11 protein-coding genes are annotated in these 13,939 nt (G+C 58.3%); 7 read left to right on the forward strand and 4 right to left on the reverse strand.

The window, feature by feature from the left end:
- Positions 1-44 precede the first annotated feature (44 nt).
- Together ACR3FB_RS04895 and ACR3FB_RS04900 are read right to left on the reverse strand one after the other, a co-directional pair.
- Positions 45-1,181 carry an alpha-hydroxy acid oxidase gene (locus ACR3FB_RS04895; protein ID WP_425084952.1) on the reverse strand — a complete coding sequence of 379 codons (1,137 nt, stop codon included), beginning with the start codon at positions 1,179-1,181 and terminating at the stop codon, positions 45-47.
- Positions 1,182-1,220: 39 nt separating this feature from the next.
- Positions 1,221-2,999, reverse strand: coding sequence for a sensor domain-containing diguanylate cyclase (locus ACR3FB_RS04900; RefSeq protein ID WP_480564620.1), 1,779 nt, complete (start codon positions 2,997-2,999; stop codon positions 1,221-1,223).
- Positions 3,000-3,179: 180 nt separating this feature from the next.
- Between ACR3FB_RS04900 and ACR3FB_RS04905 the strand changes: the two genes are divergently transcribed.
- Positions 3,180-5,585, forward strand: coding sequence for an ATP-dependent helicase (locus tag ACR3FB_RS04905; RefSeq protein WP_480564623.1), 2,406 nt, complete (start codon positions 3,180-3,182; stop codon positions 5,583-5,585).
- 3 nt (positions 5,586-5,588) lie between these two features.
- Here the strand turns inward: ACR3FB_RS04905 and ACR3FB_RS04910 are convergent, their stop codons facing one another.
- Both ACR3FB_RS04910 and ACR3FB_RS04915 read right to left on the reverse strand, forming a co-directional pair.
- Entirely contained in the window at positions 5,589-5,879 is a 291-nt protein-coding gene (locus ACR3FB_RS04910; protein ID WP_480564626.1) for a DUF1330 domain-containing protein, read from the reverse strand.
- Positions 5,880-6,253: 374 nt separating this feature from the next.
- Positions 6,254-6,478 carry a DUF1127 domain-containing protein gene (locus tag ACR3FB_RS04915; RefSeq protein ID WP_170691847.1) on the reverse strand — a complete coding sequence of 75 codons (225 nt, stop codon included), beginning with the start codon at positions 6,476-6,478 and terminating at the stop codon, positions 6,254-6,256.
- A gap of 903 nt (positions 6,479-7,381) precedes the next feature.
- Here ACR3FB_RS04915 and mraZ point away from each other — a divergent pair.
- Genes mraZ through ACR3FB_RS04945 form a run of 6 tightly spaced genes read left to right on the forward strand, consistent with a single transcriptional unit; the run spans position 7,382 to position 13,926 of the window.
- Entirely contained in the window at positions 7,382-7,885 is a 504-nt protein-coding gene (gene mraZ, locus ACR3FB_RS04920; protein ID WP_170460901.1) for a division/cell wall cluster transcriptional repressor MraZ, read from the forward strand.
- Positions 7,886-7,889: 4 nt separating this feature from the next.
- Positions 7,890-8,882, forward strand: coding sequence for a 16S rRNA (cytosine(1402)-N(4))-methyltransferase RsmH (rsmH, locus tag ACR3FB_RS04925; RefSeq protein WP_480565858.1), 993 nt, complete (start codon positions 7,890-7,892; stop codon positions 8,880-8,882).
- A complete protein-coding gene (ftsL, locus tag ACR3FB_RS04930) occupies positions 8,879-9,247 on the forward strand; it encodes a cell division protein FtsL (RefSeq protein ID WP_170468027.1) in 369 nt (122 codons plus the stop codon). Before rsmH ends, ftsL begins: the two co-directional genes overlap by 4 nt.
- Entirely contained in the window at positions 9,244-11,031 is a 1,788-nt protein-coding gene (locus tag ACR3FB_RS04935) for a peptidoglycan D,D-transpeptidase FtsI family protein (RefSeq protein WP_480564629.1), read from the forward strand. Before ftsL ends, ACR3FB_RS04935 begins: the two co-directional genes overlap by 4 nt.
- Positions 11,032-11,053: 22 nt before the next feature.
- Entirely contained in the window at positions 11,054-12,535 is a 1,482-nt protein-coding gene (locus tag ACR3FB_RS04940) for a UDP-N-acetylmuramoyl-L-alanyl-D-glutamate--2,6-diaminopimelate ligase (protein ID WP_480564632.1), read from the forward strand.
- Entirely contained in the window at positions 12,532-13,926 is a 1,395-nt protein-coding gene (locus tag ACR3FB_RS04945; protein ID WP_480564635.1) for a UDP-N-acetylmuramoyl-tripeptide--D-alanyl-D-alanine ligase, read from the forward strand. Before ACR3FB_RS04940 ends, ACR3FB_RS04945 begins: the two co-directional genes overlap by 4 nt.
- The last annotated feature ends 13 nt before the right edge of the window (positions 13,927-13,939 follow it).

The raw sequence follows: 13,939 nt of genomic DNA on the forward strand, positions 1-13,939 counted from the left end.
GGCCATTGTTCGCGCGTTTCTTGTAGCGTTGCTGCGCCGCAGCATCAATCTTCGTGATGAATCGTCTTGATTTGGGTCAGGTCGGCAAGGCCCATCTGTCCCATATTTGCGAGCATATCCTGCCGTAACAGATCAATCACATGAGCTGGCCCTTTGGGGCCAAGTGCCGCCAGGCCATACAAAAAGGCCCGTCCAAGCATGACGAAATCGGCCCCCTTGGACAAAGCGCGAAGGATGTCCAACCCGCCTTCGACGCCGCTGTCGAAGATCAGAGGCAGTCCGGTGGCGCTGCGAATCTCCGGTAGAACTTCGATGCTGGCGGGGGCACCGTCAAATTGACGGCCTCCGTGGTTCGAGACCCAAAGCGCGTCCACCCCGGCTTCCTCAAGCATTTCGGCATCGTCTGGGCACATGATTCCCTTGATTACGAAGGGCCCATCCCACTGATCGCGCAACCGTTTGACGTATTCCATGTCCGGTGACGTGCGCAGCAAGTATCCGACATGGGCCGTGAGCGGCATCGATATTGTGTTGTCGATGTACTTGTCCAACGTGCGCATTTTGGGCATGCCCTGTCGCAGCATCCCAAACGCCCAAGCGGGGCGCCGCGCGACTTGGGCCAACAATCTCGGCGTCAGCCTTGGCGGATGGGTCAGCCCTGAACGTGTCTGACGCTCTCTGCGGGACGCGAAAGGAACATCTGCCGTCAGGACTAACGTTTTAAATCCAGCCTGTCGGGCGCGGGCCAGAAAATCTGCTCGAATCTCGGGGTCCCTAGGCGGGTAAAGCTGGAACCAGGCGTTTTTACCCAGATGAGGGGCCAGATCCTCCGGGGATTGGCTGGCTACCGTTGACAATGTGTAGGGCAGAGAGGCCTGCGCCGCCGCACGCGCCAAAATGCCCTCTGCGTCCGGCCAGATCAGACCCGACATGCCGATCGGCGCGATTCCGAAAGGAAGTGGGCAGTCCTGCCCCAGAAAGCGCTTGCTGGTGTCGTATTCCAGTTCACCTTTTAGAATCGCGGGGAGTAGCCGCACCGAGTCCAATGCCGTTCGGTTTCGAAGCATGGCCGTTTCGGTCCCTGTTCCGCTTTCGGTATACTCCCAAACAAAATGCGGAAGCCGTCGTCGGGCGCGGCGTTTCAGGTCGGCGATGCCGGGATAGGTGCTGTGCAGGTCCATGGCGTTTGATCCAACCTGCGCTGCGATTCGGCAAGAGGATCACGCCGCATCAGGCTTCTGTTTGAGCGATTTTGGCCCCGGACATTCAGCCGCCGAGTCGGTATGACCACTTGCAACGCGAACCTGATTTCGGCCGTTGTCCTTGGCTGAATAGAGGGCGTCATCAGCCGCTCGCATCAGGTCTTGCGGCATTGTCCCATGTGCAGGGTAATGCGCTACTCCGACCGAGATCGTGATCCGAGGCAGGGACTTGTCACCATATCTAACCGACACGGCCTCGACCGCTTGGCGCAGGGTTTCAGCCCGTGTCACCGCATCATCTGGCGTGTTGTCGGGGAGAACCAGCATGAACTCCTCGCCACCGATGCGGCAGGCGATCTCATCGCGGTCGCACCCTTGTTCCAAGGCGGCGCCCACGGCGCGCAGAACCATATCACCCGCGTCATGCCCATGTGTGTCGTTGAATTTCTTGAAATGATCCACGTCCACTGCGATCAGGCTGAGCGGTGCTCCGGTTTGCTGGCTGCGGCTGATTCCCCGGCGGAGGCTATCAGTCATGTGGCGTCGATTGAACAATCCTGTCAGAGGATCGCGCACGGACTGGTCGTGTAACTGATCACGCATTCGCACATTGGCAATCGCCATGCTGATCTGTTCCGCGCAGAGCTGCGCCAGTTTCTTGCTGGCGTGAAAGGCCTCACACTTTCCTTCATGCGCGCGCAGGTGCAACAGACCGACCGTTTCGCCATGCGCGAGAATCGGAAAGCAGAAATAGGCCCGACCGTCATGGGGCTCGGCATGCTCGCAGACAAAATCAATCTCGGAGGCACCGAATTCATAGGTCCGTCCACGGCGCAAGCCCCAGCAGCCCTCGGGGTGGATATGCGCCTTATGGGTGCCACCGTTCCAACTGGCACATCCGTCCAGAACATCGCGCGAGTTGGAATAGACATAAACACTGCCCTCAGCCTCGGGCAGGATGTGGGTCATGAAACGTGAGACCATGTCAAACAGTTCATCCAGCGAGCGGCTGGACTGCAGCCATTCATTCAACTCGCCTAGCAGTCGGACCTCGCGTGCGAGGCGCAGTTGGTCGTCCATCAACTCTCGTTCTTTTTGCGCACGCACGCGTAGCACGCCCAACTGCCTGCGATTGTTGCTGTGCACGATCAGGATTACAGCCGACAACGCCAGCAGGACCACAGCACTGATCGCGATCAGCGACATTTGAACCCGATCAATGAACAGGTTCCTCACATCCGTGATGTCAGAATAGAACTCAATAGCGCCGAGGAACTTGCCGCTCTGAATCACAGGCGTATAAATTTCGGCTACGTGGCGGGTGTTGCTGTCCAGATTCTCCAACTGGTCGGCGTTCAGCGAGTCCACCTCGGCGATGGGCTTTTCCTCATGCTTGTAGAACAGGTTGCCCATGGCCACCACGTCCTTGAAATACGGTTTGGTATTCACCGAACCGACATCGCCGTCCCGCGTGGACCAGAACACCTCACCCGAGGAATCGAACAGTTTGAAGCGGTAGATATCCGAGGTTTCAGGCAGCAAGCTTAGAAAAGCCTCATCATGTTGGCTGAGGATATGCCGTTCGAAGCTGGTCTTGACGTCAAAAAGCTGGCTTTCCACTTTCCTTTCAAGGCGTACGGCGTGATGGCGCAGATCCGATTCCAGCATGCGGTCTACAAGCGGTGCGGGCAGAGTATATATCCCCCAACCAGCCAAAGCTGTCAGAGCGACCAGCGTTGCCGAGCTGACAAAGACCTTTAGCTTGCCCATAAGGCGTGCTTTTGCCGTCTGTTCCATACCCGCGTTCTCCCACAAAGTGCGGAGGAGCATCGGCAAGAGGTTTTGACAGAGTGTAAACTTCGTTGCATGTGGGGGCGTGAAAACGATTAAGATTTGTATGACCCCGAAGGAAAATTCGCGCGAACAAGCCGTGAACAAACCCTTTTCCTTTTGACCCATCCAGCGTAGTTTACCGATATGAGCAGTTTTGACGAAATGGACGCCTTTGAGGGCGCATCGCTGTCCCAGAGGGCGATGGCTCGCTTTGGGCAAAATGAAGGTTTGTATCTTGAAGACCTTAACCCCTCGCAGCGAGAAGCGGCTGAACAAGTTGATGGTCCGCTGCTGATATTGGCTGGCGCAGGCACGGGGAAAACAAAGACGTTGATGGCCCGTGTCGCGCATCTCGTACAAAGACACGGCGTTAAATCCAACGAGATTCTCGCGGTAACTTTTACAAACAAAGCCGCTAGAGAGATGAAGGATCGGCTTGAAGTTACCCCTTACTACGTTAAGGAACCGCTAAGGTGGATGGGTACCTTTCATTCAATCAGCGCTAAGTTGTTGCGTAGGCACGCAGAGTTAGTCGGTCTAAAATCGAATTTCACGATTCTGGATTCAGATGATCAAGTTCGATTGATTAAGCAGTTGCTAAAGGTCAATAATATTGACGAGAAGCGCTGGCCTCCCCGGATGCTGGCGGGGATCATTGATGATTGGAAGAACCGCGCTCTTACGCCTGATAAAGTGCCCGCAATAGATGCGGTGGCATACAATAATAAGGGCATCGAGCTATACGCCCAGTACCAGACCCGCCTGCGCGAGTTGAATGCGGTGGATTTCGGTGACCTGCTGCTGCACATGGTCACGATTTTCCAAACCCATCAGGACGTGTTGGAGCAATATCAGCGCTGGTTCCGCTACATCCTTGTGGATGAGTATCAGGATACCAACGTCGCTCAGTACCTCTGGCTGCGTCTGCTGGCCGGAGGGCATAAGAACATCTGTTGCGTGGGCGATGACGACCAGTCGATCTATGGTTGGCGCGGTGCCGAGGTAGGCAACATCCTGCGGTTCGAAAAGGACTTTCCCGGCGCCTTCGTAGTGCGGTTGGAACAGAACTACCGCTCGACCCCACATATTCTGGCGGCTGCGTCGAATGTGATCCGTGGCAATGAAGGCCGTCTGGGCAAGGAGCTTTGGACCGATGCCGAGGACGGGGAAAAGGTTCGGCTGATCGGCCATTGGGATGGTGAGGAAGAGGCGCGCTGGATCGGGGAAGAGATCGACGCGATGCAGGGCGGCACGCGAGGTGTGCGTCCGATGAACCTCGACCAGATCGCTATACTGGTTCGCGCCTCACACCAGATGCGCGCGTTTGAGGATCGGTTTCTGACGATTGGTCTGCCTTACAAGGTGATTGGCGGCCCTCGTTTTTATGAGCGGATGGAGATTCGCGATGCCATGGCCTATTTCCGGCTGGTGGTCAGCCCTGAGGACGATCTGGCGTTCGAGCGGATCGTGAACACTCCCAAACGTGGTCTTGGTGACAAGGCGCAGCAGACGATTCAGGTTGTTGCGCGCCAAAACGGGGTGTCTCTGGTCGAAGGGGCGCGGATCGCAGTTGAGAGCCAGTTGATCAAGGGTAAGGGCGGTAAGGCGCTACGTGAATTGATCGACGGGCTGGCGAGGTGGAATGCGCTGACGCGCGGGCCTCGGATCGAGGTCGATGACGACTCGGTCGTTGACGACGGGGTGTCGCCTATTCGCTACGGCGCGCCTGAACACACGCATATCGAGCTGGCGCAGATCATCTTGGACGAGTCCGGCTATACCGGGCATTGGCAAAACGACAAGACGCCGGAGGCCCCGGGCCGGTTGGAAAACCTCAAGGAACTGGTGAATCAGCTCGACAATTTTGAGAACCTGCAAGGGTTTTTGGAGCATGTCAGTTTGGTTATGGACAATGAACAAGAGAGCGACGGAGCGAAGGTCTCGATCATGACCCTCCACGCGGCCAAGGGGTTGGAGTTTCCTGCCGTGTTCCTGCCGGGGTGGGAGGACGGTTTGTTCCCCTCGCAACGCTCCATGGACGAATCGGGCCTCAAAGGCCTCGAGGAAGAGCGGCGTCTAGCATATGTGGGCATTACCCGCGCTGAGGAGGTCTGCACGATTTCTTTCGCAGCCAATCGACGGGTGTTCGGGCAATGGCAGAACGCGATGCCGTCGCGGTTCATCGACGAATTGCCCGAGGATCATGTGGAGGTTCTGACGCCTCCGGGGCTGTATGGCGGCGGGCAACCGGCCGCGACGATCGAAACCCGCGCGGCTGAGGCGAATGTCTACAACTCTCCGGGGTGGAAGCGGATGCAGGCGCGGCAGGGCCAGTATGGGATGTCCCAGCCGAAAGAAAGTCGGAATACGGTGATTGATGCCACGGCCATTGCCAGCTTGACTTTGGGTGAGCGTGTGTTTCACCAGAAATTCGGCTACGGCGCGGTTACCGGTATCGAAGGCGATAAGGTCGAGGTCGATTTCGATAAGGCGGGGGTGAAAAAGGTTGTTTCTCGGTTCCTGACCGCCAAGGACGACGTTCCGTTCTGACCGCTAGAGACCTTCGACCAGCACCAGATTAGCCGTTGCTGTCTTGCGTCTGATCTTGGCCAGCTCGACATAGTCTGGGTCGTCTTTCCACGCCCGGGCTGCGGCCATGTCCGGGAACTCCATCAGCACGATACCTTCTTCGGCCCAACTGCCTTCGACGATCTCGACGGGTTTTGACGAAATGGTCAGCAGGCGCCCGCCGTGACGGTCAAAGATGGGCATGAAACCTTCAAGATACTTCTGATACCCGTCAGGGTCATGAATGGAAATCTGGGCGATGAAATAGGCGGCCATGACTCACTCCTGAGTAATCGTAACTACGCCGATATTATTCCGTTTGCCCGAAAAGCAAAAACGGCGGTTTCCCAGGGAGGAGGAAGGGAAACCGCCGTTCTTTTCTACATCAAGGCAGGGAGGAGGAGAGCCCCGATGTATCTGAACCCGGGTTTGAGCCCGGTATGAGGAAGACGCGGCGACGTCAGGGAGAAGGAAGACGTCACCGCGCGCTTTCAACACCGGGCAGGGAGGAGGAGAGCCCGGTGTGTCTTGGTCCAGCGTTGCGAGGCCGGTATTTGGTGCGGCGACGTCAGGGAGGAGGAGAGACGCCGCCGCTGATTACAGACCCTAAAGGGAGGAGGAAGGGTCTGATCTCGTGTATTCGTTTGCGCTTAACGCGCTGTGAAGTCGTCAGCCGCCTGACGGGCCAGGCCGCGGATCATTGCGCGGCTCAGGCCGAGATCGGCCAGCTCGCGGTTCGACAGCGCCGACAGCTCACTTACCGTCTGGCGGTACAGGCGGTAGCGGGCAAAACGTGTCTTTGCGGCCTCGACCAATGTGGTGATACCGCCAAAGTGAGTGCCTTTGAGTGCCGGTGTGTTTGTTGCCATTGCCATCTTGTTGTTCCGTTCATTCTTGTCTTGCTGACCGGTGCCAGCGTTTGCTTGAGGATGAAAATAAGTGAATGCTGCGATTGCACAATAGCCCGCAACGTCAATGCTGCTATGCAGCAAATGCATGGATATCAGAGCCTTGTCAGTCGCGGTTTGAAATCACCCATGATTTTTTGGGGTTTGCGGGACCTTGGGCGCTAAGTCTTGGTCGAGCAAAGATTCCTTCTCACCATTCGACTTGCCCGGAGTTTGAGCGCAGCTGCGAAAGTTTGTGCGTTTGATGGACGCTTTGTTTCAACTCGATCACGGGAAAGCGATCTTAGATCGTGGCTTGGGAATTCGTGGGAGCAGATCAAAGCGGCCAAATTCCACGCGGTTTCCTTCTGTGTGATTCTTTGCTTTTTGCGTTGCTGACGGGTCTCAGCCGGCATTTATTCTGAGAATTCGAAATTTTTTTTGGGAAATCATGGGTGATCGCGGGAGGTTCATGAGGTCACCATATCTAGTGATCGAATGACTTTTGGTGTCGATATGAGGTGTGTTGGTTCTGAAATTGGCTCAAAATACACCTTGTTTTCATAACCCGTATTAGATGGTGCTCAAAAATTCCTGTTGATTTCCATGAATTCCCATGTCATCCCTAATGCATCCGATGAGGACGAGGCAGCAGGGGCAGCAAACGACCCCAACCAAAAATAATCAGGTTTCATACAGGCATCTCGCTTTCATCACTCAAGAGATCCGGCGCGCGGGCGAGCAGACATCCCCCCAGGTGGCGCGTGCAGCTGGACATCCCGCAAAGCGGGCCAATGCGGCGGGTTGATCAGTGGCAGCAGATCAACCCGCCGTTTTTCATCCGGGGGGACGTGAAATTCAAGTGGGGCGCAAGCGAAAGGGACAGTCGTCTTGGCGCGCAGGTTTAGAGGTGAAAGCCACCATAAGGTGGACACGAAGGGCAGGGTCTCGATCCCGGCCTCGTTTCGCCGTGTGCTTGAATCGTCTGACCCCAATTGGCAGCCCGGTGACAATCCTGAGCTTGTGATTGTCTATGGCGACCACCGCCGCAAATACCTTGAATGCTATACCATGCAGGCAATTGATGAGGTCGACGATAAGATCGACGCTCTGCCGCGTGGCTCGATGGAGCGTAAGATGCTTCAGCGTATGTTCCATGGTCAGTCCTTTCCCACCAATGTGGATGAAACCGGGCGTCTGGTTTTGCCGGCCAAGCTGCGCAACAAGATCGACCTTGAGAATGAGGCCTTCTTCATAGCCGCCGGTGACACCTTCCAGATCTGGAAGCCTGAGACCTATGAGGTCGAAGAGCTCGCCAAAGCCGAGGAATGGATGGACGATCTGCCGGATGATTTCGACCCGATGGTCTACCTCGACGGCGTTGGGGACGCGTAACGGCATGTCCGGCGCGGTCTCCTCATCTTCTAACCCACATATTCCTGTCCTGCTGCGCCCTTTGCTGGCGGCGGTGTCTCCGGTGTCGGGCACTTGGCTGGACGGTACGTTCGGTGCAGGCGGTTATACGAGGGGTTTGCTTGAGGCCGGGGCTGAGAAAGTGATCGGCGTGGATCGCGATCCGCTGGCATTTGAAATGGCCGCAGACTGGGCGGGTGACTATGGCGACCGGCTGGTGATGCAGCCAGGAGTGTTCTCGCGCATGGATGAATATGCGCAGGATCTTGATGGGGTTGTACTGGACCTCGGGGTTTCGTCCATGCAGCTGGATCTGGCCGAGCGCGGCTTTTCTTTCATGAAAGACGGCCCGCTCGACATGCGCATGAGCCAGGAGGGTGAAAGCGCCGCCGATTTGGTCAACACGGCGACCGAGGCGCAATTGGCCGACATCCTGTTCCACTACGGTGAGGAGCGTGCAAGTCGGCGTATCGCCAAGGCCATCGTCAAAGCCCGCGCTGAGGAGCCGATCACCACGACCTTGCGTCTGGCCGAGATCATCGAATCCTGCCTGCCGCGCCCCAAGCCGGGACAATCGCACCCGGCGACGCGCAGTTTTCAGGGCCTGCGAATTGCGGTGAACGCGGAATATGACGAGCTTTTTCAGGGTCTTATGGCTGCCGAGCGGGCTTTGAAGCCCGGCGGGCAACTGGCCGTTGTGACCTTTCATTCCATCGAAGACCGCATGGTTAAACGGTTCTTCCAGTCTCGGGCTGGTAAGACTGGGCGGGCCAACCGCTATGCGCCCGAGATGGATCAGGAACTGCCGCAATTTACGCTCAAAACACGCAAGGCCGTCGGGCCGGACGAGCAGGAATTGCAGGAAAACCCGCGTGCGCGCTCGGCCAAGCTGCGTGTTGCGATCCGCACTGAGGCTCCGGCGGGGGAAATTGAGGCTCGCGCCATCGGGATGCCGCAACTTGGGGGAAGGGCAAGATGAAGAGTATTCTGTATGTGTTGACCGCTCTGTCCGTGTTTGGATTGGCTCTGTGGGCCTATCAGGAGAACTACCGGACCCAGCAAGTTGTAAAGGAAATGCAGGCGCTGCAGGGTGAGATCGGCTTGGCGCAGGTTAAGCTAGCGGTTCTGAACGCCGAATGGGCCTATCTGAACCGCCCCGATCGTCTGCGTGAGCTGGCTGATTTGAATTTCGAACGCATGGGCCTTTTGCCTTTGCGGGCTGAGCAATTCGGACGTGCGGACCAGATCGCTTATGCCGAGGACCCCGACCTGCCCGTGGTTGACCCGATCGAGCTGCAGGCGATCACCGATATTCAGGCTCTGGGTGAGGTGCAGATTCCATGACCCGCACCCCCCTCCGCCCTCTTGCCCGTGTTCTGGATGCCCGCGCGAAGGGTGAAAACCCAAAAGTAATCGAGCGCGAGAATATCCGCCAACGTCATGAAAAGATGAAAGACCGCGCCCGTGCTCGTGCCGAGGGGCGTCTTTTGGTTTTGGGCCTGTTCTTCTTTTGCGCCTTCTCGGTTGTGGGCGTCCGCATGGGCATGCTGGCGACGTCCGAGGCGCAAGAGCCGCTGGCCAGCGCGCCCGGTGCTTCGATTGCCATGCAGCGCGCCAACATTGTTGATCGCGAAGGGCGTATTCTGGCGACCAATCTGGACACTTATTCCGTCTACGCGCAGCCGCCTTTGATGATTGATCCGATTGCGGCAGCCGATCAGCTGGTCGCGATTTTCCCGGATCTGGATAAACAGCGTCTCGTCAAGGACTTCACTGGAAAGCGCAAGTTCTTGTGGATCAAGAAACGTATCTCACCAGAGCAGAAACAGGCGGTGCATGATATCGGCGATCCGGGCATCCTGTTCGGGCCACGCGAAATGCGCCTCTACCCGAATGGGAAGCTGGCGGCGCATATTCTTGGCGGCTCCGGTTTTGGCCGCGAAGGTGTGAGCGCGGCCGAGGTAATCGGTGTTGCTGGGGTTGAAAAGAAGTTCGACGACTACCTGCGAGACCCGGCCAACGGCAGTAAGCCGCTGCAACTGTCGCTCGACCTGACCATTCAGGCAGCGGTCGAGCAGGTGTTGTATGGCGGGATGAAGATCATGAACGCCAAAGGCGCCTCGGCGGTTCTGATGAATGCGCATACGGGCGAGGTAATCTCTGCCGCGTCTCTGCCGTCGTTTGACCCCAATGACCGTCCGCGCCCGCCGACCTCGGGCTTTGATCCGTCCGACAGCCCTCTGTTCAATCGTTACGTGCAGGGTGTCTATGAGCTTGGATCGGTCTTCAAGATATTCACCGCCGCACAGGCTGTGCAACTTGGATTGGTGAATTCGGACACCATCATCGACACTTCGGGCCCAATGAAGATCGGCCGTTTCCCAATTGGTGAGTTCAACGGCAAGAACTATGGCAAGATCAGCGTGGCGGACGTGATCGTTCACAGTTCGAACCGCGGGACTGGACGGCTGGCTTTGCAGATCGGTTCAAAACGCCAGCAGAGCTTTCTGGAAACGCTGGGCATGTTCGAACCCACCCCGTTCGAGATTGTCGAAGCCGCAGGCGGTGCGCCCCTCAAGCCCAAGAAATGGGGTGAGTTGAGCACGGTCACCATCTCTTACGGCCACGGTCTGTCGACCAGCCCGATGCATCTGGCGGCGGGGTATGCGGCGATTGCCAATGGAGGGCACTATGTCAGCCCGACGATCCTGCGTCGCAATGGCCCTCAATACGGCCCACGTGTGATGTCGGAGAACACAGCGCGTCAGGCGCAGAAGATGTTGCGCAAAGTGGTGACGGACGGCACGGCCAGTTTTGCCGAGGTCAAAGGCTATGATGTGGCGGGCAAGACCGGTACCGCCGATAAGCCCAAACCGCGTGGCGGGTACTATGATGACAAGGTGATCGCCACCTTCGCGACCATCTTCCCGGCCTACGACCCGAAATATGTACTGATCGTCACTTTGGATGAACCCTCTATCCTGGCTTATGGCGAAAAGCGCCGCACGGCGGGCTGGACGGCAGTGCCCGTGGCGGCTGAGTTGATCGGTCGGGTCGCGCCCTTGTTGGGCCTGCGACCCCGGCTTGAGCCTGAGGCGAGCGCTGCTATAACCCTGACCTCGAATTAGGGTGCCAGAGAACAGGTGGGTCATGGGCGCAAGAACAAAGAAACTCAGCCAACTGGCCCTGACAGCACGCGGAGGCGCGAATCCCGACATCACCGGATTGGCCGTCGATAGTCGCGAGGTCAAAGACGGTTGCCTGTTCGCTGCGCTTCCCGGTACGCGCGTCCACGGGGGTGAGTTCATTCAGTATGCCCTGCGCATGGGGGCCGCCGCCATTCTGACCGATGCCGAAGGCGCGCAGATCGCTGAGGTGGAACTGGCCGCATCCAACGCTGCCTTGGTGGTGGTTGAAGACCCGCGACAGGCATTGGCCGGGTCCGCTGCACTTTGGTTCGGTGCGCAACCGCAGACGATTGTTGCGGTCACCGGAACCAATGGCAAAACCTCGGTCGCCACATTCGTCCGCCAGATCTGGTCCGAACTTGGTCACGCCGCCGTCAACCTTGGAACCACCGGGGTCGAAGGCACATGGACCGCGCCGCTGGCCCATACCACGCCTGAACCGATCACTCTGCATCGCTGCCTGTCCGAGGCCGCCGAGAATGGCGTAACCCACGCGGCGATGGAGGCGTCCTCGCACGGGCTGGAACAGCGCCGCCTTGACGGAGTGCATCTGGCCGCTGCGGGTTTCTCAAACTTCACGCAGGATCATCTGGACTATCATGAGACGTTCGAAGCGTATTTCGCGGCTAAGATGGGCTTATTCGAACGGGTTCTGCCTGAGGACGGCACCGCAGTCATCAATCTGAGCGATCCGAAGGGCGCTCAGGTGCGCAAGATCGCTGAGGCGCGGGGGCAGTCTGTGCTGACCGTTGGGTTGGGTGAGGCCGACCTGTGCTTGATGAACCAACGCTTTGACTCGACCGGGCAGGATTTGCGGTTCTCGTGGCAGGGCAAGACCTTCCAGACGCGCTTGAACCTGATCGGAGGGTTCCAGGCCGAAAACATCCTACTGGCCTGTGGGCTGGTCATCGCAGCAGGCGACGACCCCGAACGGGTGTTCGAGACCCTGCCGCATCTGACAACGGTCCGAGGCCGCATGCAACTGGCCGCAACGCGTGACAATGGCGCGGCGGTGTTTGTGGACTATGCCCATACGCCAGATGCGGTCGCTACGGCTTTGAAAGCGCTGCGCCCGCATGTGATGGGGCGTCTGATCGCGATCGTTGGTGCGGGCGGAGATCGCGACGCCACCAAGCGCCCGCTGATGGGAAAGGCCGCCGCCAACCACGCGGATATTGTCTTTGTCACCGACGACAACCCGCGCAGCGAAGACCCGGCCTCCATCCGCGCCGCCGTGATGGACGGTGCGCCAGAGGCGTCCGAAGTAGGTGATCGCGCCGAGGCTATTCTGCGGGGTATCGACGCTTTGCAGCCCGGCGATGCGCTGCTGATTGCAGGCAAAGGCCATGAAACAGGTCAGATCGTAGGCGATCAGGTCCTGCCGTTTGATGATGTAGAGCAGGCCAGCATTTCCGTGGCTGCCCTTGACGGGAGGGTCGCATGACACTCTGGACTGCGGCGGAGGCCGCCTCTGCAACTGGCGGGCGCGCCACCAGTGATTGGACTGTGGATGGCGTGTCGATTGATACACGGACATTGCAACCGCGCGACCTGTTTGTCGCGTTGAAGGCCGCGCGGGATGGCCATGATTTTGTGGCTCAGGCGCTGGAGAAGGGCGCTGGCGCCGCCTTGGTGTCGTATGTCCCTGAAGGGGTGTCCGAAAATGCGCCTCTGTTGATTGTCGATGATGTGCAATCCGGGCTGGAAGCGCTCGGACAGGCCGCCCGCGCCCGGACCGAGGCGCGTGTGGTGGGCGTGACAGGGAGTGTCGGCAAGACCTCGACCAAAGAGATGTTGGCAACCATTCTGGAAACGCAGGGAAAAACCCATGCCAGTGTCGCCAGCTATAACAACCACTGGGGTGTGCCACTGACGCTCGCGCGGATGCCGCAAGACACTGAATTTGCGGTGATTGAGATCGGGATGAACCATCCGGGCGAGATTGCTCCGTTGGCCCGTCAGGCGCGCCCGCACGTGGGTTTGGTGACGACGGTGGCGGCTGTGCACCTCGAAGCGTTCGAGTCCGTTGCCGGTATCGCTCATGAGAAAGCGGCGATCTTTGAAGGGTTGGAGCCCGGTGGTGCAGCCATCGTGAACGCGGATGTCGAACATGCGGGTATATTGCGCCAGGCAGCACAAAACCTTGGCGCTGGAATCGTTGAGTTCGGTCGGCAAGGTGCAGATTACAAGCTGATCGAAGTGACTACCGGGTCCGAAACCGTTCAAGTACGGGCTGAGGTTGGTGACACTGTGTTTGCCTTCGACGTCCAATCGGCAGGTACGCATTTTGCGATGAATGCGCTGGGTGCGTTGGCCGCTTGTGTTGAGATGGGTGTCGACCTGGATCAGGCAATAGACGGTCTGCGCCGTTGGTCCCCGGTCAAAGGGCGCGGGGTTCGGGAGACTCTGCCGGTGGCGAGTGGTGGTCGGATCGAACTGCTGGATGATAGCTACAATGCGAACCCGACCTCGATGGAGGCTGCGCTGGACGTCTTGGCCGCCTCGAACGGCACGCGCCGCATCGCTTTTTTGGGCGACATGAAGGAACTGGGCCCGCAAGAGGTCGCAATGCACGCAGGCATGGCCGAGGTGAGCGCGATGACGCGGGTCGATCAGGTTCACTGCATCGGTCCGTTGATGAAAGCGCTGCACGAGGCTTTGTCGGATACAAAGAGAGGCCTGTGGTTTGAAACTAGCGCCGAGATGGCGGAACACCTGCCGGACTTGATCGAAAGTGGCGATACCGTGCTGGCGAAAGGCTCGCTTAGCATGGCTTTGGCCCGGATTGTTGACGGTCTGCGGAAAATGGGGCAAGGGGGCGCGCTTGACGGGTAACGCGCCCGTGCGC

This window comes from Ruegeria sp. AO1 (assembly GCF_056535985.1).